General features: G+C 70.9%; 22 protein-coding genes and 2 pseudogenes. 15 read left to right on the top strand and 9 right to left on the bottom strand.

Annotation, left to right across the window (positions count from 1 at the left end; all coding sequences use genetic code 11):
- Positions 1–191 precede the first annotated feature (191 nt).
- The 6 genes from ABZX85_RS47830 (at position 192) to ABZX85_RS47805 (ending at position 5,382) form a co-directional block, all read left to right on the top strand.
- On the top strand, positions 192–632 hold the full coding sequence (locus tag ABZX85_RS47830) for a hypothetical protein (RefSeq protein WP_355884548.1): 441 nt from the start codon (positions 192–194) through the stop codon (positions 630–632).
- A gap of 115 nt (positions 633–747) precedes the next feature.
- Positions 748–1,290, top strand: a complete 543-nt coding sequence (locus ABZX85_RS47825) for an RNA polymerase sigma factor (RefSeq protein ID WP_355884547.1) — start codon at positions 748–750, stop codon at positions 1,288–1,290.
- Positions 1,291–1,363: 73 nt separating this feature from the next.
- Positions 1,364–2,200: a zf-HC2 domain-containing protein gene (locus tag ABZX85_RS47820; protein ID WP_355884546.1), complete on the top strand. Its 837-nt coding sequence runs from the start codon at positions 1,364–1,366 to the stop codon at positions 2,198–2,200.
- A 52-nt stretch (positions 2,201–2,252) separates the two neighbouring features.
- Positions 2,253–3,125, top strand: coding sequence for an ABC transporter ATP-binding protein (locus ABZX85_RS47815; protein WP_355884544.1), 873 nt, complete (start codon positions 2,253–2,255; stop codon positions 3,123–3,125).
- Positions 3,122–4,648 (top strand): ABC transporter permease, encoded by a 1,527-nt coding sequence (locus tag ABZX85_RS47810; protein WP_355884543.1) that lies wholly within the window; start codon positions 3,122–3,124, stop codon positions 4,646–4,648. The genes ABZX85_RS47815 and ABZX85_RS47810 overlap by 4 nt, the downstream gene beginning before the upstream one ends.
- Entirely contained in the window at positions 4,633–5,382 is a 750-nt protein-coding gene (locus tag ABZX85_RS47805; RefSeq protein WP_355884541.1) for an ABC transporter, read from the top strand. Before ABZX85_RS47810 ends, ABZX85_RS47805 begins: the two co-directional genes overlap by 16 nt.
- On the opposite strand, the gene mshD is transcribed toward ABZX85_RS47805, so the two are convergent.
- Positions 5,342–6,259, bottom strand: a complete 918-nt coding sequence (mshD, locus tag ABZX85_RS47800) for a mycothiol synthase (protein ID WP_355884540.1) — start codon at positions 6,257–6,259, stop codon at positions 5,342–5,344. The genes ABZX85_RS47805 and mshD overlap by 41 nt on opposite strands.
- A 159-nt stretch (positions 6,260–6,418) precedes the next feature.
- Between mshD and ABZX85_RS47795 the strand changes: the two genes are divergently transcribed.
- The 3 genes and pseudogenes from ABZX85_RS47795 to ABZX85_RS47785 form a co-directional block, all read left to right on the top strand.
- Positions 6,419–8,224, top strand: coding sequence for a bifunctional metallophosphatase/5'-nucleotidase (locus tag ABZX85_RS47795; protein WP_355884538.1), 1,806 nt, complete (start codon positions 6,419–6,421; stop codon positions 8,222–8,224).
- A gap of 141 nt (positions 8,225–8,365) precedes the next feature.
- Entirely contained in the window at positions 8,366–8,497 is a 132-nt protein-coding gene (locus ABZX85_RS47790) for a hypothetical protein (protein ID WP_355884536.1), read from the top strand.
- 77 nt (positions 8,498–8,574) lie between these two features.
- Positions 8,575–10,227: pseudogene (locus ABZX85_RS47785) on the top strand (ABC transporter ATP-binding protein); the annotation flags it as partial.
- A 116-nt stretch (positions 10,228–10,343) separates the two neighbouring features.
- Here ABZX85_RS47785 and ABZX85_RS47780 read toward each other — a convergent pair.
- Positions 10,344–10,838 carry a hypothetical protein gene (locus ABZX85_RS47780; protein WP_355884534.1) on the bottom strand — a complete coding sequence of 165 codons (495 nt, stop codon included), beginning with the start codon at positions 10,836–10,838 and terminating at the stop codon, positions 10,344–10,346.
- A gap of 318 nt (positions 10,839–11,156) precedes the next feature.
- Between ABZX85_RS47780 and ABZX85_RS47775 the strand changes: the two genes are divergently transcribed.
- A complete protein-coding gene (locus tag ABZX85_RS47775) occupies positions 11,157–11,861 on the top strand; it encodes an ATP-binding cassette domain-containing protein (protein WP_355884532.1) in 705 nt (234 codons plus the stop codon).
- Positions 11,862–11,865: 4 nt separating this feature from the next.
- Here ABZX85_RS47775 and ABZX85_RS47770 read toward each other — a convergent pair whose 3' ends face one another.
- The 5 genes and pseudogenes from ABZX85_RS47770 to ABZX85_RS47750 all read right to left on the bottom strand — a co-directional run bounded on the left by ABZX85_RS47770 (position 11,866) and on the right by ABZX85_RS47750 (position 15,786).
- Positions 11,866–12,555 carry a PH domain-containing protein gene (locus ABZX85_RS47770; RefSeq protein WP_355884530.1) on the bottom strand — a complete coding sequence of 230 codons (690 nt, stop codon included), beginning with the start codon at positions 12,553–12,555 and terminating at the stop codon, positions 11,866–11,868.
- A 201-nt stretch (positions 12,556–12,756) separates the two neighbouring features.
- Complete coding sequence (locus ABZX85_RS47765; RefSeq protein WP_355884528.1) at positions 12,757–14,799, bottom strand: pectinesterase family protein; 2,043 nt, start codon at positions 14,797–14,799, stop codon at positions 12,757–12,759.
- 38 nt (positions 14,800–14,837) lie between these two features.
- Entirely contained in the window at positions 14,838–15,332 is a 495-nt protein-coding gene (locus ABZX85_RS47760) for a hypothetical protein (protein ID WP_355884526.1), read from the bottom strand.
- Between the two features lie 79 nt (positions 15,333–15,411).
- Positions 15,412–15,522 (bottom strand): annotated as a pseudogene (locus ABZX85_RS47755) (DUF397 domain-containing protein); the annotation flags it as partial.
- A gap of 99 nt (positions 15,523–15,621) precedes the next feature.
- Complete coding sequence (locus tag ABZX85_RS47750) at positions 15,622–15,786, bottom strand: hypothetical protein (protein ID WP_355884524.1); 165 nt, start codon at positions 15,784–15,786, stop codon at positions 15,622–15,624.
- 140 nt (positions 15,787–15,926) lie between these two features.
- Here ABZX85_RS47750 and ABZX85_RS47745 point away from each other — a divergent pair, with 140 nt between their 5' ends.
- The 3 genes from ABZX85_RS47745 to ABZX85_RS47735 are packed head-to-tail and all read left to right on the top strand — an operon-like array spanning position 15,927 to position 17,510.
- Positions 15,927–16,157 (top strand): hypothetical protein, encoded by a 231-nt coding sequence (locus ABZX85_RS47745; protein ID WP_355884523.1) that lies wholly within the window; start codon positions 15,927–15,929, stop codon positions 16,155–16,157.
- Positions 16,135–16,665, top strand: a complete 531-nt coding sequence (locus tag ABZX85_RS47740; RefSeq protein ID WP_355884521.1) for a DUF6879 family protein — start codon at positions 16,135–16,137, stop codon at positions 16,663–16,665. Before ABZX85_RS47745 ends, ABZX85_RS47740 begins: the two co-directional genes overlap by 23 nt.
- Positions 16,662–17,510, top strand: coding sequence for a helix-turn-helix transcriptional regulator (locus tag ABZX85_RS47735; RefSeq protein WP_355884519.1), 849 nt, complete (start codon positions 16,662–16,664; stop codon positions 17,508–17,510). The genes ABZX85_RS47740 and ABZX85_RS47735 overlap by 4 nt, the downstream gene beginning before the upstream one ends.
- Here ABZX85_RS47735 and ABZX85_RS47730 read toward each other — a convergent pair.
- Both ABZX85_RS47730 and ABZX85_RS47725 read right to left on the bottom strand, forming a co-directional pair.
- On the bottom strand, positions 17,491–17,664 hold the full coding sequence (locus tag ABZX85_RS47730; RefSeq protein WP_355884517.1) for a DUF397 domain-containing protein: 174 nt from the start codon (positions 17,662–17,664) through the stop codon (positions 17,491–17,493). The genes ABZX85_RS47735 and ABZX85_RS47730 overlap by 20 nt on opposite strands.
- A gap of 12 nt (positions 17,665–17,676) precedes the next feature.
- Positions 17,677–18,531: a helix-turn-helix transcriptional regulator gene (locus ABZX85_RS47725; RefSeq protein ID WP_355884515.1), complete on the bottom strand. Its 855-nt coding sequence runs from the start codon at positions 18,529–18,531 to the stop codon at positions 17,677–17,679.
- 181 nt (positions 18,532–18,712) lie between these two features.
- Here ABZX85_RS47725 and ABZX85_RS47720 point away from each other — a divergent pair, with 181 nt between their 5' ends.
- Positions 18,713–19,171, top strand: a complete 459-nt coding sequence (locus ABZX85_RS47720) for an ATP-binding protein (RefSeq protein ID WP_355884513.1) — start codon at positions 18,713–18,715, stop codon at positions 19,169–19,171.
- A complete protein-coding gene (locus ABZX85_RS47715; protein ID WP_355884511.1) occupies positions 19,168–19,680 on the top strand; it encodes a GNAT family N-acetyltransferase in 513 nt (170 codons plus the stop codon). Before ABZX85_RS47720 ends, ABZX85_RS47715 begins: the two co-directional genes overlap by 4 nt.
- The last annotated feature ends 90 nt before the right edge of the window (positions 19,681–19,770 follow it).

The following is a 19,770-nucleotide window of genomic DNA, read 5'->3' as shown; positions in this document are numbered from 1 at the left end:
CTGTTCGTGGGGGGCAGACCCTCGGGCGGCGGCGAAGGCTCGGGCACGGCCTGGTTCATTTCCCGAGCGTCGCAAGCCCGTCTGAATCACTGGTTACGGAGACATGACGTGCGGGATAGCGGGGGGTGTTCGGGCGGGGACGCCTTCCCGGCGGGGCCGGGCGGGGGGCTCGTACAGGATGGGGGACGGACATGTACGAGGGACAGGGGGCCGGGATGGCTGAGGGCGGCGGGGGACTTCCCGACGAGACCGTGATCGTTTTCGACCGGGACGGGGTGCTGTACGCGTACGAATCGTTCACGCAGGTCACGGATGATCTGGAGGCGATCGACGTCGACGAGGGGGAGTATCCGGCGGTGTACTCGCCGGACGGCGGCGTCCTCGAACTGACCGCTCCCCAGGCGTGGAAGGGGCCGGTGGTGCTGCGGCGGACCGGGGCGAGCGATCCGGGTGGGCTGGAGGCGTGGGTCGGGCGGTACTGGGCCCGGTACCGGGTCGGGGAGGTGCCGCTCGGGGTCGAGGAGACGGTGCGGGCCGTGCTGGCAGAGGAGGCGGATCGGGGTGGGGCGTTCGGTGCGTTGTGGGGTGCGTTGACGGGGGCGTTGCGGAGGGGGGTGTCGCGGCGGTTCTGATGGGCGGGGGCGGTTCGGGGGCGGGAACGTGCAGGTCAGTGGTGGTTTCGGGTGGGGTGGGAAAAAAGTTGGGCGGATCGTGAACCGATTCGTGGGGTCGGAGCGATGAGGGGGTGTGAGCGAAACGAGAAGTGACGGGGAGCTGCTGCGGGCCGTCGCGGCGGACGGGGACCGTCACGCCTTCGAGGAGCTGTACCGGCGGTACGCGCCGTGGCTGGCGGCGAGGCTGCGCAGCCGGTGCGCGGACGCGGGGGTGGTGGACGACGTCGTGCAGGAGACGTTCCTCGCGGTGTGGCGCGGCAAGGCGCGGTACCACGAGGAGGGGGACGTCGCGGGCTGGCTGTGGCGCATCGGGGCGAGACGGCTCGTGGACGCGCTGCGCCGCGACGGCGCCCGGGGCCGCCTGCGCCAGGCCCTCTCCCGCCTGCGCCACCGCGACGAGGCGTCGGCGGAGGAACGCGTCCTCGCGGGCGTGGAGCACGGCGATCTCGCGGGCGCCCTGTCCCGCCTCTCACCGGAGCTGCGCGCGGTCATGCAGGCCACCGTCATCGACGGCCTGAGCACCCGCGAGGCGGCGGCCCTCCTCGGCATCCCGGCCGGGACGGTCAAGACGCGGGCGCTACGGGCCCGCAAACAGCTGAGGGAGGCCCTGACGTGAGGGCGCGGACACGCGAAGACGCCCACATCGGCGTGACGACGGAATCGGCCCGGACCGACGGAAGGAGCACGGCATGAGCTGGCATGTCGGCGATGAGGAACTGCGTGCCTACGCGCGGGGCGAGCTCTCGGCCCCCCTGCTCTGGTCGACGGACACCCACCTCGCGTCCTGCGCCCGCTGCCGGGCCGTCCTCGCCGAGGCCGCCGACCCGGTCGCGCTGGACGCCGGCTGGGAGCGCCTCGACGCGGAGCTGGACGCCCCGAGCCGCACCCTCTCCGAGCGCCTCCTCGTCCGCGTCGGCGTCTCCGACTCCACCGCCCGGCTCCTGACGGCGACGCCGATACTGCGCCGCTCCTGGCTCCTCGCGGTGCTGTCGGTCCTGGTGATGACGGTCCTGATGGTCCGTACGGCCGACGACCCGGGCCTCTTCCTGGGCCTCGCCCCCCTGCTGCCCCTGGCAGGCGTCGCCCTGTCCTTCGGCCGCGCCCTGGACCCGACGTACGAGATGACGCTGGTCGCCCCCCTGCACGGCTTCCGCCTGCTGATGATCCGCACTGTCGCGGTCCTCGCCGCGAGCCTCGTCCTCAACGGCCTCACGGCCCTGGCCCTCCCGGGCTACGGCCTGCTGGCCCTGGCCTGGCTCCTGCCGGCCCTGGCGCTGACGGCGACGGGCCTCGCCCTGACCGCCCGCCTCGGCGCGGTGATCGCCCCCGTCCTGACCGGCGCCGTCTGGATCGCGATCCTCCTGTTCGCCCGCTCCCGCACCACCGAGACCCTGGCCCCCTTCACCGAGCCGGGCCAGCTCGCCGCCGCCGCGGTGGCGCTCGTCGCCGGCCTCGCCCTCTACCGCTCACGGGACCGCTTCGACATCCGCCCGATGGGCGGCTTCCAGGAAGGAGGGGCGATGTGACCCCGCCCAGGACACCCCGCCCCACCGACCACGACACCACCCGGAGGACCCCATGACCGGCCCCCTCGACCCGACCCTGACCGCCACCGGCCTCACCCTGCGCTACGGCGGCACCCGCGCCCTGGACGGCGTCTCCCTGGCCCTCGGCAGGGGAGTCACCGGCCTGCTCGGCCCGAACGGCGCGGGCAAGACGACCCTGCTGCGGGTCCTCGCGACGGCGGTCCCGCCGGACGGCGGCGAGTTCCGGGCCCTGGGCCACGACCCGAGCACCGGCGCCGGCCGCCTCGCCCTGCGCCGCTCCCTCGGCTACCTGCCGCAGAACCCCGGCTTCCACCCGGACTTCACGGCGTTCGAGTTCGTCGACTACGTCGCGATCCTCAAGGAGCTCACCGACCGCAGCGCCCGTATCCGCGAGGTGCGGCGCGTCCTGGAGGCCGTCGACCTCGGCGACCACCGCAAGACGCGGCTCAAGCGCCTGTCCGGCGGGATGCGCCAGCGCGTCGCGCTCGCGGCGGCGCTCGTCGGCTCCCCGGGCCTCCTCGTGCTGGACGAGCCGACGGTCGGCCTCGACCCCGAGCAGCGCATGCGCTTCCGGGAGCTGATCGCCCAGGCGGGCGAGGGCCGCACGGTCCTGCTGTCGACGCACCAGACGGAGGACGTCGCGATGCTGTGCCACCGCGTGATCGTCCTGACCCAGGGCCGCGTCCGCTTCGAGGGCACCCCCGCCGAACTGACCGCGCGGGCCGCCGGCCGGGTCTGGACCAGCGTCGAGCGGGACCCGGCGGCGCGGGCCGGCTGGCGCACCGGAACCGGCGGCTTCCGCAACATCGGCGACCCGCCCGAGGGCGCCGAACTCCTCGAACCCACCCTGGAGGACGGCTACTTGCTCACCCTGGACGGCGAGAGCGCGGAGGTCTCCGCATGAGCACCCTGACCGCCCCGCCCGCCACGGCGGCCCAGCCCCGGGCCGCGGGCCCCCGCCGGTTCGCCTCGGTGGTCGCGCTGGCCCGCTTCGAGGCCCGCGAACTCGCCCTCCAGATCCCGGTGGCGGCCGTCACGGTCCTGTGGATCGTCCTCACGGTCCTCCGGCTGACCAGGGAGGAGGGCATGGACGACTTCCCGGTCCTGTTCATGGCGGACCGGGACACGCAGGACTTCCCGCAGCTCCTCGCCCTGGCCGTACTGATCTCGGTGAACACGGGAGTGCTGCGCGGGCACCGGGACAAGACGGTCGAGCAGTTCTCCATGCTCCCGCTGGAGCCCTGGCGCCGGACGCTGGGGCACGTCCTGTCGATCGTCCCGTTCGCCCTGTTCACGGCGGTGGCCGTCGGCGTCGACTTCGCCTTCTCGGCGCTGAAGCCGGGCGCGGTCGGCTCGGGCTCGGTCGGTGAACTCCTGGTGGGCCCGCTGACGGTGATGTTCGCGGGGATCATCGGGATACTGCTGGCCGGCCTGTGGCCGCTGACGCTGGTGCCGGTGATGCTGGCGGTCGTCGCGTACCTCACGCTCGTCGGATCGGTGGCGCTGACGGGTGACTGGTCGCAGTGGTTCTCCCCGGTCGTCGGCGACACCGGGGGCGGCATCCCGAACCCCTCGAACCTCCTGGGCCGCCCGGCCGGCTGGCACGCGCTGTACCTCGCGGCCCTGTGCGTCCTGCTCGCCTGCGTGGCGCTGCTCGTCAAGGGCGGCCGTACGACGGCCCTCAAGGCGGCGGCGGTCCTGGCGCTCGCGGTCACCGTGGCCGCCGCGTTCGGCCAGCGGCCCGTGGACGGCACGGCGCTCGCGGAGGCGCGGCGGACGGTCTCCGAGCACCCGGAGAAGGTCCAGTCGTGCGAGGAGCGCGGCGGTTCGACGTACTGCTCGTTCCCGGAGTGGAACGGCCAGCGGGCGCGCTGGGCACAGGTCGTGGACCGGGTCCGGGCCGCCTCCGGCAGCACGGCCCCCCTGACCGTGCGACAGCGGATCGACGTCACGGGCGGGATCGAGCGGGACGCCGCGCTGGAGCCGCAGACCGGCGCCGGTCAGGTCACGATCGGCACCCGCTGGGGCGGCAACCACGTCCCCGAGTTCGCGGTCGGCGTCGCGTCGGTGCTGGTCGCGGGTACGGAAGGGGCGGCCTCGGAGAACCTGTGCGGCGCGCGCGGGGTGACCGTCATGTGGCTGACCCTGGCGGGCGATCCGACCCCCGAGGACACGTTCAAGGCACTCCGCATCGACGACAGCAACGTCGGCTCCGGCATCGTCCGCGCCCCCACCGACTCGTTCGGCCTGACGGCCCGGCAGACCGACGTCGTCAACAGCGTCCTGGACCGTCCCGCCGCCGAGGTCACGGCCGCGGTCAAGGCCCACTGGAGCGAATTGACCTCACCGCGGACGACGACGGCGGACGCGGCGCGCCTGCTGGGCGTCGAGGTCCCGAAGGGAGCGGACACGTGCAACGAGCACTGACCCCGGCAACGGCGCCGACGCCGACCCCCACCCCCGCGACCTGGCCCGCCCTCGCCCGGGCCCTCGCCCTCCCCACCTGGCGCGCGACCCCCCGCCTGGCCCCCGCCCTCGCGGCCGGCACCGGCCTCCTGCTCGCCGCGTCGACGCGCCTGGCGGACATCGCCGCCGACCCGGTCTCGGGTCTGGCGCTCCTCAGGTGCACCGCTCTCCTGGGCGCCCTGGCCCTGGCGTTCCTGCTGGACGACCGCTCCCGCAACAGCACGGAGACGACCCCGGCCCCCCGCCCCCTGCGGGTGGCCCTGCGCCTCACCGCCGCGCTCCCCCTGGCCGCGCTGTGGTGGACGGCCGCCGTCCTCCTCGTCCCCGCCGGCGCCCGCCCGCCGCTGCTCCCGTCGACCCTGGAGGCCGCCGCGCTGGCGGCGACCGCGACAGCCCTGGCGACGGCCCGTATCCGCTTCACGGCGAGCGCCGAACCGGGCGGCGCGGCGGCGATCTGGACGCTGACGGCCTTCGCCGTGGCCGCCCTGGTCCCTGCCCGCTGGGGCCTGTTCGCCCTGCCGGACGAACCGCACTGGCCGGGGGCGCACTGGAGGTGGGCGCTGGTGCTGGCGGCGGCGCTCCTCGCGAGCGCGGCGTGGACCCCGCAGCCCCTGGAGCGCGGGGTCCTGCGGACCCTCGGGAGGCTGCCGGAGCTCAGCTCTCGGCGCGGTACATCAGGTCCGTCTCATGTGTGAGGAACCCGAGCCGCTCGTACACCGAGACCGCCGCCTTGTTGTCCGCGTCGACGTACAGCATGGCGGTGGGCAGGCCCTGGGCGGCGAGGTGGCGCAGCCCGATCGTGGTGAGGGACTTGCCGAGCCCCCCGCCCTGGACGCCGGGCTTCACGCCGAGGACGTACACCTCGCCGAGCCCCTCGGCGGCGTGCACCTTCGTCCAGTGGAAGCCGATCAGCTCCTCGCCGCGGAAGGCGAGGAAGAAGCCTGCCGGGTCGAACCAGGGCTCGGCGGCGCGCGCGTCGAGGTCGCGCTGGGTGAGGGAGCCCTGCTCCGGGTGGTGGGAGAAGGCGGCGGCGTTGAGATCGAGCCACCCGGCGTCGTCCTTGCCGGGGACGAAGGCGCGGACGGTGACGCCCTCGGGCAGCACCGGGTCCGGGAGGCTCAGGTCCGTCAGCGGGCGGCGCATCTGCCGCAGTTCGCGGAACAGCGTCAGGCCGAGGACCTGGGCGAGATGCCGGGCGGCGGGGTGCCCGCCATGCGCCCACACGCGCAGCCGCTTGCCGGTCGCGCTCAGCAGCGCCGTACCGAGCACGCGCCCGTGCCCGTGCCCCCGGTGCGCCGGGTGGACGACGAGTTCGGCGGCCGGTGCCTCGACCGGGTCGGTGTCCTCCAGCTGGGCGTAGCCGACGAGTTCGGGGCCGGTGGACAGGAGCAGGTGGGAGATGCCCTCGCGGGCACCGCCGCGCAGGTTCAGCCGGCCCTGCTCGGACACCGCCTGCTGACCGTCGGTACGAGCGGCGTCCGCGAGCAGGGCGAGGACGGCGTCGACCTGCCCGGGGTCGAGAGCGGGGAGGGTTTCCAGGGAACGGGGCCGTGCGGTGTCGTCGCTGGTCATGCGTACGAGGGTACGGGGAGGGGCGGCGCGACACCGTCAGCAAAGGGAAGGGCAAAGGGAAACCAGGATGTAACCATGAACCCCCTGTCGTGCTACGCGCGTTGAATCTAGGCTGCGCCGGACGGGGCCACACGTTCACTGCCATCTCCAGGGGGGCTCATGCCAGCCAGTTCCCAGCCACTTCCCAGCCGCAGACGGACGACGCGGATTCTCGCGGTCGCCGCCGGGCTCGCCACCGTGGGCGCGTTGGCCGCCGCACTGCCCGCGGACGCGCACGACAACAAGCACCACCACGGCAAGCCGCAGCCGAGCCGCTACCAGGACGTGCAACTGCTGTCGTTCAACGACCTGCACGGCAACCTGGAGCCGCCGTCGGGCTCCTCCGGCCGGGTCACCGAGCTCCAGGCGGACGGCACGACGAAGACGATCGACGCGGGGGGCGTCGAATATCTCGCCACGCACCTGCGCAATGCCCGCAAGAGCAACCCGTACTCGATCACCGCGGCCGGTGGGGACATGGTCGGCGCGTCGCCGCTGATCTCGGGCCTCTTCCACGACGAGCCGACCATCGAGGCGCTCAACAAGCTGGACCTGGACGTCACGAGCGTCGGCAACCACGAGTTCGACGAGGGCGCGAAGGAACTCGCCCGCCTCCAGAACGGCGGCTGTCACCCGACGGACGGCTGCTACACGGACAAGAAGTTCAAGGGCGCCGACTTCCCCTACCTCGCGGCGAACGTCCTCGACGAGAAGACGAACAAGCCGATCCTCAAGCCCTACTGGGTGTGGCGGAAGAACGGCGTCAAGGTCGGCTTCATCGGCGTCACCCTGGAGAACACCCCCGGCGTCGTCTCGGCGGAGGGCGTCAAGGGCCTCAAGTTCAAGGACGAGGTCGACACGATCAACAAGTACGCCCGCGAACTCCAGCGCCAGGGCGTCCAGTCGATCGTCGCGCTGATCCACGAGGGCGGCGCGCCCGCCTCCGCGTCGTACAACTACGACTGCGACGCCCCGGGCGCGGGCGACGGCATCTCCGGGCCGATCGTCGACATCGCGAAGAACGTCACCCCGGCCGTCGACGCCCTGGTCACCGGCCACACGCACGCCGCGTACGTGTGCACGATCAACGACCCGTCGGGCAAGCCCCGCATGGTCACCTCGGCCGCGTCCTTCGGCCGCCTCTACACGGACACGACGCTGACGTACGACCGCTGGACGGGTGACATCGCCCGGACGGCCGTCAAGTCCGCGAACCGCGTCGTCACCCGGGACGTCCCCAAGGCGCCCGACATGACGCAGCTCATCGACAAGTGGAACACCCTCGCGGCGCCCATCGGCAACCGCGCCATCGGCTACATCTCGGCCGACGTCCCGAACACGGGCACGGAGTCCCCGGCGGGCGACCTCATCGCGGACGCCCAGCTCGCGTACGGCCGTCAGCTCGACCCCGAGACCGACCTCGCGCTGATGAACCCCGGCGGCGTGCGGGCCGGCTTCACCTTCGCGGCCAAGGGCGCCGAGGGCGACGGCGTCGTGACGTACGCCGAGGGCTTCACGGTCCAGCCGTTCGCCAACACCGTCAACCTCCAGGACTTCACCGGCGCACAGGTGATCCAGGTCCTGAAGGAGCAGGTCACGGGTACGAACGCGGCCTCCCCGAAGATCCTCCAGCCGTCCGCGAACCTCACGTACACCCTCGACCTGACGAAGTCGGGCGCGGACCGCGTGGTCACGGACAGCATCCGCCTCGGCGGCGCGCCGATCGACCCGGCCGCCACCTACCGCGTCGCGACGAACAGCTTCCTCGCGGGCGGCGGCGACGGCTTCACCACGCTCGGCCTCGGCACGAACGACCTCGTCGGCACCGACGACCTGGCGGCCCTCGCGCAGTACCTCACGGCGAACTCGTCGGCGTCCGCGCCGCTGGCGCCGCCGGTCGCGAACCGGATCACGATCGTGAAGTGAATTCTGTGTAAGGCCACATAAAGTTCCGAGAGCCCCCTGAAAAATAGTTTCAGGGGGCTCTCACTTTTTCCTCAGAGAGCTGCCCTAGGTTTTTCCTTGTCGAAAGCGAACGGCGCTTACGACAGAAAAAGGAGACCGGAAATGAGCTTCCGCAAGATCGCCCCCATCGCCAAGAACCACCGCAAGAACGAGGCTCCCAAGCCGGTCGCGAAGAAGCCGGCGGCGCCGAAGAAGGCCGCGCCGAAGCGCCGTCCGGTCGCGCACCAGGGCTGATCGGCGGACCGGTCGATCCGGAGGCGGGGCCTTCTCTCGGGGGCCCCGCCTCGGGTGCGTGCGGAGGAAGGTGTGGAGTGCGGGAGGCGTTTCGGCGGTTCTGGCCGCTGACCAAGGGAGATCGGCGCTGGATGGCGGCGGTCGTCGGGTGCGTGGTACTGGCCGCGCTCGCCGAGACCGTCGCCGTCCTGCTGTTCGGCGAGCTGACCGACACGGCGCTCGCGGCCGGGTCGATCGAGGCGTTCTGGGGACCGGCAGGGGCATGGCTCGCGGTGGCGGCGGCCGGTGCCGTCGTCGGTTATCTGGGTAATTCACTGGCTAATTGGATCGCCGAGAGATTCGTTCTCCGGCTGCGCGCGAAAGTATTCCGGCACGTTCAGTCTTTGCCACCGCACTTCTTCCAGAAATACCGGCGCGGTGATCTCGTCGAGCGGCTGACCGGGGACGTCGAGTCGATCGAGGCGCTCGTCGTCTCGGGGGTCGTCGGGGCCGCCTCCGCCCTGGTCTCCGTCCTCTTCTACTCCGCCGCCGCCCTCTGGCTGCGCTGGGACCTCGCCCTCGTGACCTTCCTCCTCGCGCCGCTGTTCCTGCTCGCCGCCCGCCGCTTCGCCGGGCGCATCCGGTCGGCCGCGCGGGACGAGCGGGCCGCCGACGGGGCGATCACCTCCGTCGTGCAGGAGTCGCTGGCGAACGTCGCCCTCACCCAGGCGTACGGTCTGGGCGCCGCCGAGGAGGCACGGCTGGAGAAGGAGGCGCGGGCCTGGATGCGGGCCTCGCTGCGGGGCGCTCGGCTGGGGGAGGCGTACGAGCAGTTCGTCGAGGTCGTCGAGACGGTGTGCGTGCTCGCGGTGATCGGGCTCGGGGTGTGGGAGATCGCCGCCGGGCGGATGACGCTCGGGACGCTGCTGTCGTTCGCCGCGTTCGTCGGGTACCTGTATCCGCCGGTCCGCTCTCTGGGGCAGCTGGGGCTCACGGCCACGGCCGCCGGGGCGGGAGCGGAGCGGATCGCGGAGGTGCTGGACGCGCGCCCGGCCGTGCGGGACCCGGCAACTCCGGTTGCTGCCTGGCCTGTTCGGGGGGTGGTGCGGTTCGAGGGGGTGTCGTTCCGGTATCCCGGTGCGGCCAAGGGGGCTCTGAGCGGCGTCGACCTCACGGTCCGGCCGGGGGAACTGGTGCTGGTGACGGGGGCGAGCGGGGCGGGGAAGTCGACGCTGTCGAAACTCCTCACACGGTTCTACGACCCCGACGCCGGCGTCGTGTCCCTGGACGGGGTGCCGCTGGACGCCGTACCGCTCGCCTTCCTCCGGGACAACGTCACCCTGCTTCCGCAGGAGACGTACGTGGTGAGCGGGACGATCCGGGAGAACATCGCCTGCGGGCGGCCCGGGGCGACGCAGGAGGAGATCGTCGAGGCGGCTCGTTCGGCCGCCGCGCACGAGTTCATCGCCGAACTGCCGCAGGGATACGACACGTTGCTCGCGCCCGGGACGCCGGTGCTCTCCGGTGGGCAGCTTCAGCGGGTGGCGATCGCGCGGGCGATGCTGCGGGGGGCGCCGGTGCTGGTGCTGGACGAGCCGACGGCGGGGCTGGACACCGTCGCCGCGCGTCAAGTGGTCGAGCCGCTGCGGGAGTTGATGGCGGGGCGGACGACCGTGATGATCACGCATGAGCTGGGGTTCGCGGAGTATGCGGATCGGGTGCTGGTGGTGGATGGGGGGCGGGTGGTGGAGGTGCGGGAAGGGGCTGGGGTGCGGGGGTAGGGGGGTAGGGGGGGTAGGGGGGCAACTCGGTTTGGGCTGAAGGGCGTTGGCCGTCAGACCTTGGCTGTTGTTCGCCGGCCGCGGGCTCAGCCCTCCGCCAGCCACCCCTCCAGCACACCCTCCCGATCCCGTGAACTCAGCACCTTCTCCGGCCGGTTGGCCCGCCACCACTCCGTCATGACCGTGGGCGAGAACTCCCCACGGGTCATCCGTGCCAGCAGCCCCAGGGAGAGGTCGACCTCCCGCTGGGTGTAGGCGACCGACGCCCCGGAGTAGACCGGCGTCTCCAACTCCCCGTCCCCCGTGGCGATTACCACCGTCATCTCCGGTGGGTCGTCGGGAGTCCACGCGTCGACGGCCGCCGCCGCGACCGTGACGGCACGGATCGCCCACCGGGCGGCGGTGGACCGCACCGGCGCGTCCGGCACCCGCACCTCCAGCACCTCGGCCCACGCCCACGCCTGGGGTTCGAGCCCCTCGACCCGGGGCCCCGCCGCCGTCAGCGCGACACCTGGCGCCGGTTCGACGGGCGGCGTCCCCACGTACGCCGTCTCCTCGCCGATCCAGAAGAGGCCGACCATGCTGCCCCGGCTCCGGGACGCCGTCGATCCGGGTTCCGGCGACCGGGGTTCTGTCGATTCGGGTTCCACTGTCAGCTCCTGCTTCCTTCCCTGCGCGGCCACTGCGAGGCACTGCGAGGCACCGCGAGGCCACTTGTGAGGACAGCCTGTGACGGCGCCCGGTTCCGCCGCGCCGTCACCCGCCCGCCGAGACATCCCCCTACGGGGTTGATTCCCCCGGATCGGTCACCCTTCGTGGTGATCCGGTGATGTGCCCGGACCGGCGACGCCGGTAGGAAGGAGGCCCGCTTCTCGCGAAGCCGCACAGGAGACACCCCCATGAACGAGCCCCTCCCGCCCCACCTCCGCGCCGAGGGCGTGGGCAAGACCTACACCCTGCGCGAGGCGAGCTTCGACATCCTGGACGGCGTCACGTTCACCGCCGAGGCCGGTCAAGTCACCGCGCTCGTAGGCGACTCGGGCTCCGGAAAGACCGCGCTGCTCCACATCCTGGCACTCCTCGACCGCCCCGACCGAGGACGCGTGTTCCTCTGCGGCGACGACGTCACGGCCCTCGACGACCCCGCCCGAGCCGACGTACGACGCCGTCGGCTCGGCCTCGCCCTCCACCCGCACGACCTCCTCCCCGGACAGCCCGTCTCCCGCAACGTCCTGCTCCCGCACACCGGCCCCCGCGACACCGCCGACCACCGGGCCCGCCAACTCCTCGACCGCGTAGGTCTGTTGCCCCGAGCCTCCCACCTCTGCGGCGACCTCTCGCCCGGCGAACGCCAACGCGTCACCCTCGCCCGCGCGTTGATCAACGACCCGCCCGTCGTCCTCACCGACCACCTCACGGGCACCCTCGACCCCGACAGCCGACGGCAGTTGCTCGGGTTCTTCCGCGAACTCGCCGACGAGGGACGGGCGGTGGTGCTCGTCACCGACGACCCGACCGTCTCCGCCGCCGCGGACACCGTCCACCGGCTGGCGCGGGGCGCACTGGTCACGGACGCCGAGGACGACGTGCCGGTCACCGTGTGAACGGTCAGGACGCCTGGGCCGCGCGGGACTCGCCGAGCCGGTCGAAGAGGAGGAAGAGGACGAACAGGGCGGCCAGTGGCACCGGGACGATCAGACCGGTGGCGAAGGAGGGCCCGTCGAGGAGCAGTGCGAGGACGACGCCGGCGATCGTCACGGCGAGGGCGACGACCGCGCCCCGGCTCGCCCGGTTCCAGGCGGCCCGGCGGCGTTCACCGCGCGCCACCAGCGGGGTCACCGCACCGGGTGACCAGAGCCCGAGCTCGCCGGCCGTGGCGAGCAGCTCTGCCAACTCGGCCTGCGGACGGTCGAGTTCACGCTCGTCGAAGTGGGGGAGGCGTAGGCTGCGGCCCGCCGTGTCGTAGAGGTGGACCGGGAACCGGGCCTGCCAGCGGGTGCGGGCGGAGTCGTCCGCGAGGCGCAGGGCGTAGACCTCCGACCAGGGGACGTGCCGGGCGCGCAGCGGCCCCTGGACGGTGAAGCCGGACGCGTCGACGGTCGTGTACGCCCGGTAGCGGTCCAGGAGGATGACGGCGCCGGCCGCCAACCCCAGCACGATGTACGGGAGTTCGTGCCACTCCGGGGTGTCGTTCGCGGGGGCGACGAGGAAGGCGATCACGAGCAGGAGCAGTACCTCGGGCAGCGGGAGGGTACGGCTGCCCCGGTACGTGCGCTCGATCTGTGGCCCGCTGCTCATGTCGCCTCCCGGGGATCGTCTTTCCGGCGCGTGGTGTCGACGCGCCGTCTCGGGGCGATCATACGACCGCGTTCGCGCCCCTGGTAGGAGGGGTTTGTGGCGCTTCGGGACGGCGCTTCAGGACCGCCCTTTCAGGGCCGCCCTTTCAGGGCCGCCCTTTCAGGGCCGCCCTTTCAGGGCCGCCCTTTCAGGGCCGCCCTTTCAGGACGCCGACGGCGTCCAGTCCCCCAGCCAGTCCGCGACCTCCTGCCCGCTCGCCTGGGAGTCGGTCAGCTGGGGACGTTCCGAGGACGCCGCCCCCGAACCGGCCCCCGTGTTGCGGTACTCGGCGAACCGGTCGTCCTTCCAGGAGAAGCCGCCCATGTCGGACCACGGGGTGGACTTGACGGCCGCGCTGAGACTGGTCTCGCGGACGGTGGTCTGCGGGTCGACGGTCGTGTCGCCGCCGGGGTGCCAGTTGCGGCCGAGGTAGAAACTCCCGCCGGAGACATCGCCGTTGACGGTGGACTTGTTGATGAGGATGCCCTTGCGGCCGGCCGCGGTGCTGGGCGCGGTGATGTACCCGGCGGAGGTGCCGTTCCAGCGCTTCTTCAGCGTGATGACCGACTTGTCCACGACGGCGGTCGCGCGGCCGAAGATGAAGTCGACGTTCCCGGTGATGTACGAGTTGGTGACGTAGACCCGGCCGAGCCCGCCCTTCGCCGCGGTCTCCAACTCCAGTGTGTCCTGGTCCCCGTTGACGATCGCCCCGTCGATGACGATCCGGTCGGCCTGCGTCAGCAGCGCGACCGCCTGGTTCGCGATGTCCTGGTGCGCGGCCTCGTCGAAGTCGTTGGTGACGGTCAGGTTGCGGATCTGGGAGTCGTCCGAGAGGACGGAGAGGGTGGCGCTGCCCGGCGTGCCGTAGGTGCCCGAGCCGTCGGGCTTCGTCATCCCGGCCGCGTTCCCGTAGACGATGACCGTGTCCTTGCGGCTGGCCCCGGCACCCTGGATCGTGACGTGCGGCTTGTTCGCGGGCACCTTCACGACCTCGCGGTACGTCCCCGGCTTCACCGAAATCACCACGCGGGACGGGTTGTTGACGGGGACGGCGTTCACGGCGGCCTGAACGGTGCGGTACTGGCCGGTGCCGTCCTGGGCGACGGTCAGCGTCGTTGCCTTGAGCGCGGCCGTCTCTTTCGCTGCCGTACCGATTGAACTCCTCGGCCCAGTACCGGACTTGAGCAGCGCCGGGACGTTGGCCGCCGCGTCCAGCGTGTACGGGTAATAGCTCTTCGGGTCCCACTTGGCGCCGTTGCCGCCGCTCTCGTTACGGCCGCTGGTCCCCGAGAACACGTTCCCGCGCTGCACGAGCGTCGCCGAACTGTCCCTGATCACCGGGTTCTTCATGCCCTGGAAGTACGAGTTCTCCAGCACCATGTTCGTGTTGCCGCGCGCGTAGTTCCCGTACGACGAGTTGATCGCCGTGTTCGCCTCGTCCTCAAGGTAGTTGTTGTAGAGGTGGGCGTGCGCGACGTTGTCCGTCGAAGGGTTGCGCTGCTCCGTCTCCCTGATCCAGTTGTGGTGGATCGTGATGTCAGCGGTCGTGTTCTCCGTCCAGCCGATGCCGAACGCCTTGTTCTCCTGGCTGAGCCTGTTCCAGGAGACCGTCAGGTACGTCGTGTCCTTCCGGCTGTCGATCAGCCCGTCCGCCATGTGCCGCAGATCGTTGTGATCGATCCAGACATGATGCGCCCCATCCATCTGGATGGCGTCGAAGTCGTGTTCCTTGTCGTTCCAAGTCCCTTGGTACGCATCCCTGATGGTCAGATTCCGGATGACGACGTTGTGCACGCCCTGCCCCAGAAAAAATCCGCCGCCGACGATGTGCCCGGACGTCCCGGACCCCACGATCGTCTTGTCCGAGGCGACCTTGATCTCCTTGCCGACCGGATTCATGTCGATCGCCGCGGCCACCACGATCACGTACGGCTCACTCGCCGTCGCGTACTTCTCCAACTCGGCGAGCGTCCTGACGGTGACGGTCTTCCCGTCCCGCCCGCCATAAGTCCCGTCCTGCCCCAGCGCGTTGACCGAAGCGAACCCGTCCGCCGCCGCCGTGGCCCACCCCGGCGCCGCCGCCGACGCCTCCTCACCCGACCCGTACCCATAGACGAACACACCACTCACCACCAACGCGAGCGGCAACCCCACCGCCAGCGTCCTGTTGCGCCGCCGATGCCTGGAGAGTGCCTTCCGGCTCATGTGGGGGCCCTTCTTTCCATTCGGGGGAGAGTCGCCGCTCAGTCGCCACCCCGGGGGGAAAGGTTGCCGCCCTCCAGAGCTGCCGGGCAGGGGAGTTGGGGTCGCGCACGGTTCGGGGTGCAGGCGATGAGCGCGAGGTGGAGGTAGGCGGGGCGTTCGAGGTAGAGCCCGAGGGCGACGTCGTTGCCGGCTCGGAGCCGTACGAGGGCGGCGGCGGCCAGTGCGGTGAGGTGGGCCAGGGCGCGGTCTCTGACGGCGGCGAACCGAGGTGCGTACGTGCGGAGTTGGCTGCCGAGCCACGCGGCGGCTTGGTCCGGGTCGGTCCAGGTGCCTCGGATCAGGGATTCGGGTTTGACGAGCCAGTAGGCGGGTTCGATGGGCGGAAGGTCGGAAGCGGGGAACTCGGCGGAGACCTCCCGGTAGCGCTGGAGCAGGCGTTCCCCGGCCGGGTCGGTGGGGGTGGGGGGTGGTTGCGGGTGCGGGGGCCGTCGTAGGGCCTCGTTGTCGAAGCGGTCTTTCGGGCCGGTCCACAAGTAGGCGTGGTGGTGTACGAGTTGGTCCCGTCGACGGGGTCCGGACTCTCCTTGTGGGGAGGTCCGGACTCTGTACAGGTCAGACGCCGATTCCGAAGCGGGCCGGGTCGATGCCGGCGGCGTCGAGTTCGGCGGTGGTGAAGCGGAGGGGCTGCGCGTCGGGGCGCTTGCTGTCGGCCAGTGCCCAGGCGGACACGGCCGCTTTATGGAGCCGCCGCCGTCCGAATGCCATGCAGTGGACGGGAGTTGAGGGGAGCGAGAGGTGACGGGGACGTCGGTCTCGTGGACCTCAGTGCGCTTCGGCGAGGTGCCTGCGCAGCAGGACGTTCGCGTCGGTCACGGCGCTGTGGTCGTACGTCGGGCGGGCGTTGCGTCTTGCCGTCACGTGGGACAGGCGCTGGCCGCAGCCGGGTACCGGGGAGGGTTCGGGCAGGGGGTAGGGCTGGGGTTCCATGGAGGGCCTCCCGGTCGGGTCAACCTCCCTGGTCAGGGGGGGTGATCAGGGGGTTCGTAGAAGTTCGTGCAAGTTTCTGGCTACGGAGGGTTGTTGGGGGCAAGACTGTGAGTCATCCCCGATAGCGGAGGAGGTTGGCCGTGGCGTTGGTCAAGCTGGGTCAGGACCCGGAGAGTGACGACGGCAGGTCGCCGACCGTCCACCTGGACGAGGAGACGGGCAACTACGTGCTTCAGGGTTGGCGGGTGAGTCCCGAGAAGCGGAAGCAGATGGACATCCCGGAGCATGAGACGGCGATCGAGTTTCCTCGCCGCATGATGCAATTCTTCCCGGAGGTCATCGGGCGAGATGGGTCTGGAACCAACGCTTGAGGATCGGCTGCGAGCGTGTAAGCGCTCGGCCCTTCATCTGGAGATGCGGGACGGCTACATGCAGTCGGACCCCGCGTTCGTCGCCTGGCAGAACGGTGTGCGTGGTGATCCGGCGAGGGACGATCCTGATATGCGTCCCTGGCTGCGGTTGATCTCCGACGTCACGGCGAAGGGGGTCGAGGTGCGACGAGCCCGCATTGTCTCCGAACCGGTCTCGGACTACATCAGGTTCGAGCACGAGTCGACCGCCGCGAACGTGTCGGCGGGTGAACAGGTCAGGTGGCTGCCGCGGCGCCGCGCGTCCGCGCTGACGCTCCCCGGCAACGACTTCTGGCTCTTCGACGACAGTTCGGTGCTGTTCTACTTCTTCACCGGCGACGGGGAAGTGCCGGACGCTCCTGACGACGAGGAGTTCACGCAGGACCCGGAGATCGTGAAGCTCTGCCTCAGCGCGTTCGAAGCGGTCTGGGATCTGGGAGCCGACCACTCGGAGTACGTCCTGCGTTGAGCAGTCCGTCCTCCAGCGTCACCGAAGCCCGCAAGGCTCTCGACCGGCGCCTGCGCGAGATCCGGAGGGAATCCGGCCTCACAGGGCGGGCGTTGGCCGAGCGCGCGGGCTGGCACGAGTCCAAGTGCAGCCGTATCGAGCACGGCCGGACGCCTCCGGCGGACGCGGACATCCGTGCGTATACGTTCCACTGTGGCGCGCAGGGTCAGACGGCCGACCTGATTGCCGCCGCCCGCGCTGTCGAGGGTATGTACATCGACTGGCGTCGCATCGAACGAGCCGGTCTCAAGCACCTTCAGCAGATCTCGACACCTCTGTACGAACGGACGCGCCACTTCCGTGACTACCAGTCGGGGGTGATCCCGGGGTTGCTTCAGTCGGCGGCCTACACGCGTGCCGTGCTGAGAACCGTCGTTCACCTCCGACAGGCGCCCGGTGACATCGAGGAGGCGGTGAGCCTCCGCATGGACCGCCAACGCGTCCTGCACTCCGGCGGACGCCGCTTCGTCTTCCTCGTCGAGGAATGGGTCCTGCGTACGGTCATCGGCGACGCGGGGACGATGGCGGGTGCGCTCGGCCACCTGATCTCCGTCGCGTCGCTCCCCTCGGTGTCTCTGGGGATCATCCCCATGGGCGTGCCACGGGGTGGGGATTGGCCGACGGAGTCCTTCCTGATCTTTGACGACAGCCTGGTCAAGGTCGAACTGGTCTCGGCGAGGCTGTCGGTGACTCAGCCGAGCGAAATCGCCGAGTACACAAGGACGTTCGCGGAGTTGTCGGCGATCGCGGTGCGGGGAGTTGACGCAAGGAGGTTGATCACGGCGGCTATTGACGTACTTGGGTGAGGAAGTGGGTCCAGGTGGAGTGGAGGAAGGTGAGGTGAGGAGTGGCGGGGGTTTTGGAGTCGCGGATGTGGAGGGTGGTGGGGGAAGGGGCTATCTCTACGCAGTTGGAGCCGTCGCCGCTGTAGGAGGACTTCAGCCAGTTGAGGGTCTGCACGGTGGATGCCTTTCAGAGGTCCCGGTCGAGACGGCGGATGAAGTCCCGGGTGCGGGTGGGGTCGAGGGCGCAGGTGTCCATGCGGTCCAGTACAGCCCGGTACTTGTCCAACTGGGTTTCGGCGTCGAGGAATTCACAGGCACCGTGGTGCGAGTCGAGCTGAACCGTGTCGAGTTGAGGGACAGGTCCCTCCACGTAGTCGAAGGACTGACCCGTGCTCGGGAAGTCCTCCGCACCGAACGGGACTATCCGGATGGTGACATGAGGGAGTTCGCTCATGTCGAGCAGGTGCTTGAACTGCCCGCGGGCGACGGAAGGGCCGCCGAAGTTCATCCGCAGCGCGGCCTCGTGGATGATCGCGGTGTATGGGGGTGGGACGGCGCGGTGCAGTACACCCTGCCGCTTGACGCGGTGCGAGAGCCGGTGCTCCGCCTCGTACTGGCGCATGGGCGGCACGACCGACCGGAAGAGCGCACGGGCGTGGTCGGTGGTCTGGAGCAGCGCCGGGATGTGGACGACGAGGGCGACGCGCAGTGCCGTGGCGTGGTGTTCGAGTTCCGCCAGATCCACGAGGGCGACGGGTACGTGGTCCCGGCTCTCCTCCCACCAGCCGCGACCCCGTCGCCCGGTCATCGTCCCCAGCGCCTCGACCAACGCCTCGTCCGTGCAGTCGTACGCCGAAGCCATCCCCCGGACCCGGTCGGCACTCAACGCGCTGCGCCCCGTCTCGATCATGCTGACGCGCCCCTGGTTGACGCCCAGATGCGCGCCCGCCTGCGTGACCGTCAATCCGGCCCGCTCCCGGAGTTTGCGCAGTTCCACACCGAGGCGCCGTTGACGGTAACTGGGGTTGTTCGTGGGCGGCACGGCACCTCCTGTCAGGCCGCAGCGCGGCGCTCTCGTCACCCACACGAGGGAAACGAAGGTACATCTCCGGGAACTGGAAGATAAATCTCCCGAGCGGCTCTACGGTAGTTCACGCACCGCCCAACTCCGTACCCCGCACGGCAGTTGGCCCGCGACGTCCCCTTCCTCCCGGAGTTCACCCATGAGCACCGTACCCAACCCCGACACCTGGACCTACTCCCTCCGCCTCCCCCACGACCCCCGAGCCGCCCGCATCGCACGCATGACCGTACGTGCCGCCCTCACCGCCTACTCCATGCACGAACTCCTGTACTCGGTCGAACTGTTGACCTCCGAACTCGTCGCCAACACGTACCGCCACACCACCGGCCCCGCCTCCGTCCGCCTGACCGCCCCGGGCAACGGCGGGCTCCGTGTGGGTATTTGGGACACCCACCCGCACATCCCGGAACCCTTCGCGCACCCCACGGCCGGCCGCACCCCGATGCCCCCGGCGTACAAGGAGGGCGGCCGGGGCCTGTGCCTCGTGCAGCGGTACGCGTGCGCCTGGGGCGGCTGGCCCCTTCAGGACGACCCCGGCAGCCCCGTCACCGGCAAACTCCTCTGGTTCGAGGTCCGCCCCACTACCCTCGCCCCATGATCCTCACCCCCCTCCCCCTCACCCCCGACCACGACATCCCGGCCCCCCTCCTCACCGAGCTCACCGCGCTCTACGCGGCGAACGAGACGTTCTTCGCGCTGAGCGGGGACTTCCCGGACCCGGCGGACATCCGGCCGGAGCAGATCGCGAGGGAGCTGGCCGACGAGCTGGCGAACCCGGAGGTGGAGGTGCTGCTGGCGCGGAGTGAGGGTCAACTCGCGGGGATCACGGTGACGTTGGGTCGGCACCCGGACCCGGCGGACCCGGACCCGTGGATCGGGTTCCTGATGGTGGGGGAGCGGCGGCGGGGCCACGGCCGGCGGATCGCGGAGGCCGTGGAGGACAGGTTCAGGGAGGCGGGCCGGGAGGCCGTACGGCTCGCCGTGCTCGACAACAACCCGATGGGCATGGCCTTTTGGACGGCTCTCGGGTACGAGGTCATCGACCACCGGAAGGACCGCCGACTCGGGCGCCCCTGCGCGGTGTTGCGCAAGCCGCTGGCCGACTAAGGATCTTCAGCGTGGCCACTGATTCCCAATCAGGTTGTCAAGTGGCTGTGGTGACATGCGGTGAAGGCGTCATGTCGCTGCGGCACCGGC

It is taken from the genome of Streptomyces sp. NPDC004539, assembly GCF_040610055.1.
Classification (GTDB): domain Bacteria; phylum Actinomycetota; class Actinomycetes; order Streptomycetales; family Streptomycetaceae; genus Streptomyces.
This window is presented reverse-complemented; position numbering and strand designations above follow the sequence as displayed.

What these genes read in the sequence shown, in the direction of transcription:
- ABZX85_RS47830 (WP_355884548.1), top strand. Translation starts at nt 192, where the DNA reads ATGTACGAGGGACAGGGGGCCGGGATGGCTGAGGGCGGCGGGGGACTT.
- ABZX85_RS47820 (WP_355884546.1), top strand. Translation starts at nt 1,364, where the DNA reads ATGAGCTGGCATGTCGGCGATGAGGAACTGCGTGCCTACGCGCGGGGC.
- ABZX85_RS47815 (WP_355884544.1), top strand. Translation starts at nt 2,253, where the DNA reads ATGACCGGCCCCCTCGACCCGACCCTGACCGCCACCGGCCTCACCCTG.
- ABZX85_RS47810 (WP_355884543.1), top strand. Translation starts at nt 3,122, where the DNA reads ATGAGCACCCTGACCGCCCCGCCCGCCACGGCGGCCCAGCCCCGGGCC.
- mshD (WP_355884540.1), bottom strand. Translation starts at nt 6,259, where the DNA reads ATGACCAGCGACGACACCGCACGGCCCCGTTCCCTGGAAACCCTCCCC.
- ABZX85_RS47795 (WP_355884538.1), top strand. Translation starts at nt 6,419, where the DNA reads ATGCCAGCCAGTTCCCAGCCACTTCCCAGCCGCAGACGGACGACGCGG.
- ABZX85_RS47790 (WP_355884536.1), top strand. Translation starts at nt 8,366, where the DNA reads ATGAGCTTCCGCAAGATCGCCCCCATCGCCAAGAACCACCGCAAGAAC.
- ABZX85_RS47780 (WP_355884534.1), bottom strand. Translation starts at nt 10,838, where the DNA reads ATGGTCGGCCTCTTCTGGATCGGCGAGGAGACGGCGTACGTGGGGACG.
- ABZX85_RS47775 (WP_355884532.1), top strand. Translation starts at nt 11,157, where the DNA reads ATGAACGAGCCCCTCCCGCCCCACCTCCGCGCCGAGGGCGTGGGCAAG.
- ABZX85_RS47770 (WP_355884530.1), bottom strand. Translation starts at nt 12,555, where the DNA reads ATGAGCAGCGGGCCACAGATCGAGCGCACGTACCGGGGCAGCCGTACC.
- ABZX85_RS47765 (WP_355884528.1), bottom strand. Translation starts at nt 14,799, where the DNA reads ATGAGCCGGAAGGCACTCTCCAGGCATCGGCGGCGCAACAGGACGCTG.
- ABZX85_RS47750 (WP_355884524.1), bottom strand. Translation starts at nt 15,786, where the DNA reads ATGGAACCCCAGCCCTACCCCCTGCCCGAACCCTCCCCGGTACCCGGC.
- ABZX85_RS47740 (WP_355884521.1), top strand. Translation starts at nt 16,135, where the DNA reads ATGGGTCTGGAACCAACGCTTGAGGATCGGCTGCGAGCGTGTAAGCGC.
- ABZX85_RS47720 (WP_355884513.1), top strand. Translation starts at nt 18,713, where the DNA reads ATGAGCACCGTACCCAACCCCGACACCTGGACCTACTCCCTCCGCCTC.
- ABZX85_RS47715 (WP_355884511.1), top strand. Translation starts at nt 19,168, where the DNA reads ATGATCCTCACCCCCCTCCCCCTCACCCCCGACCACGACATCCCGGCC.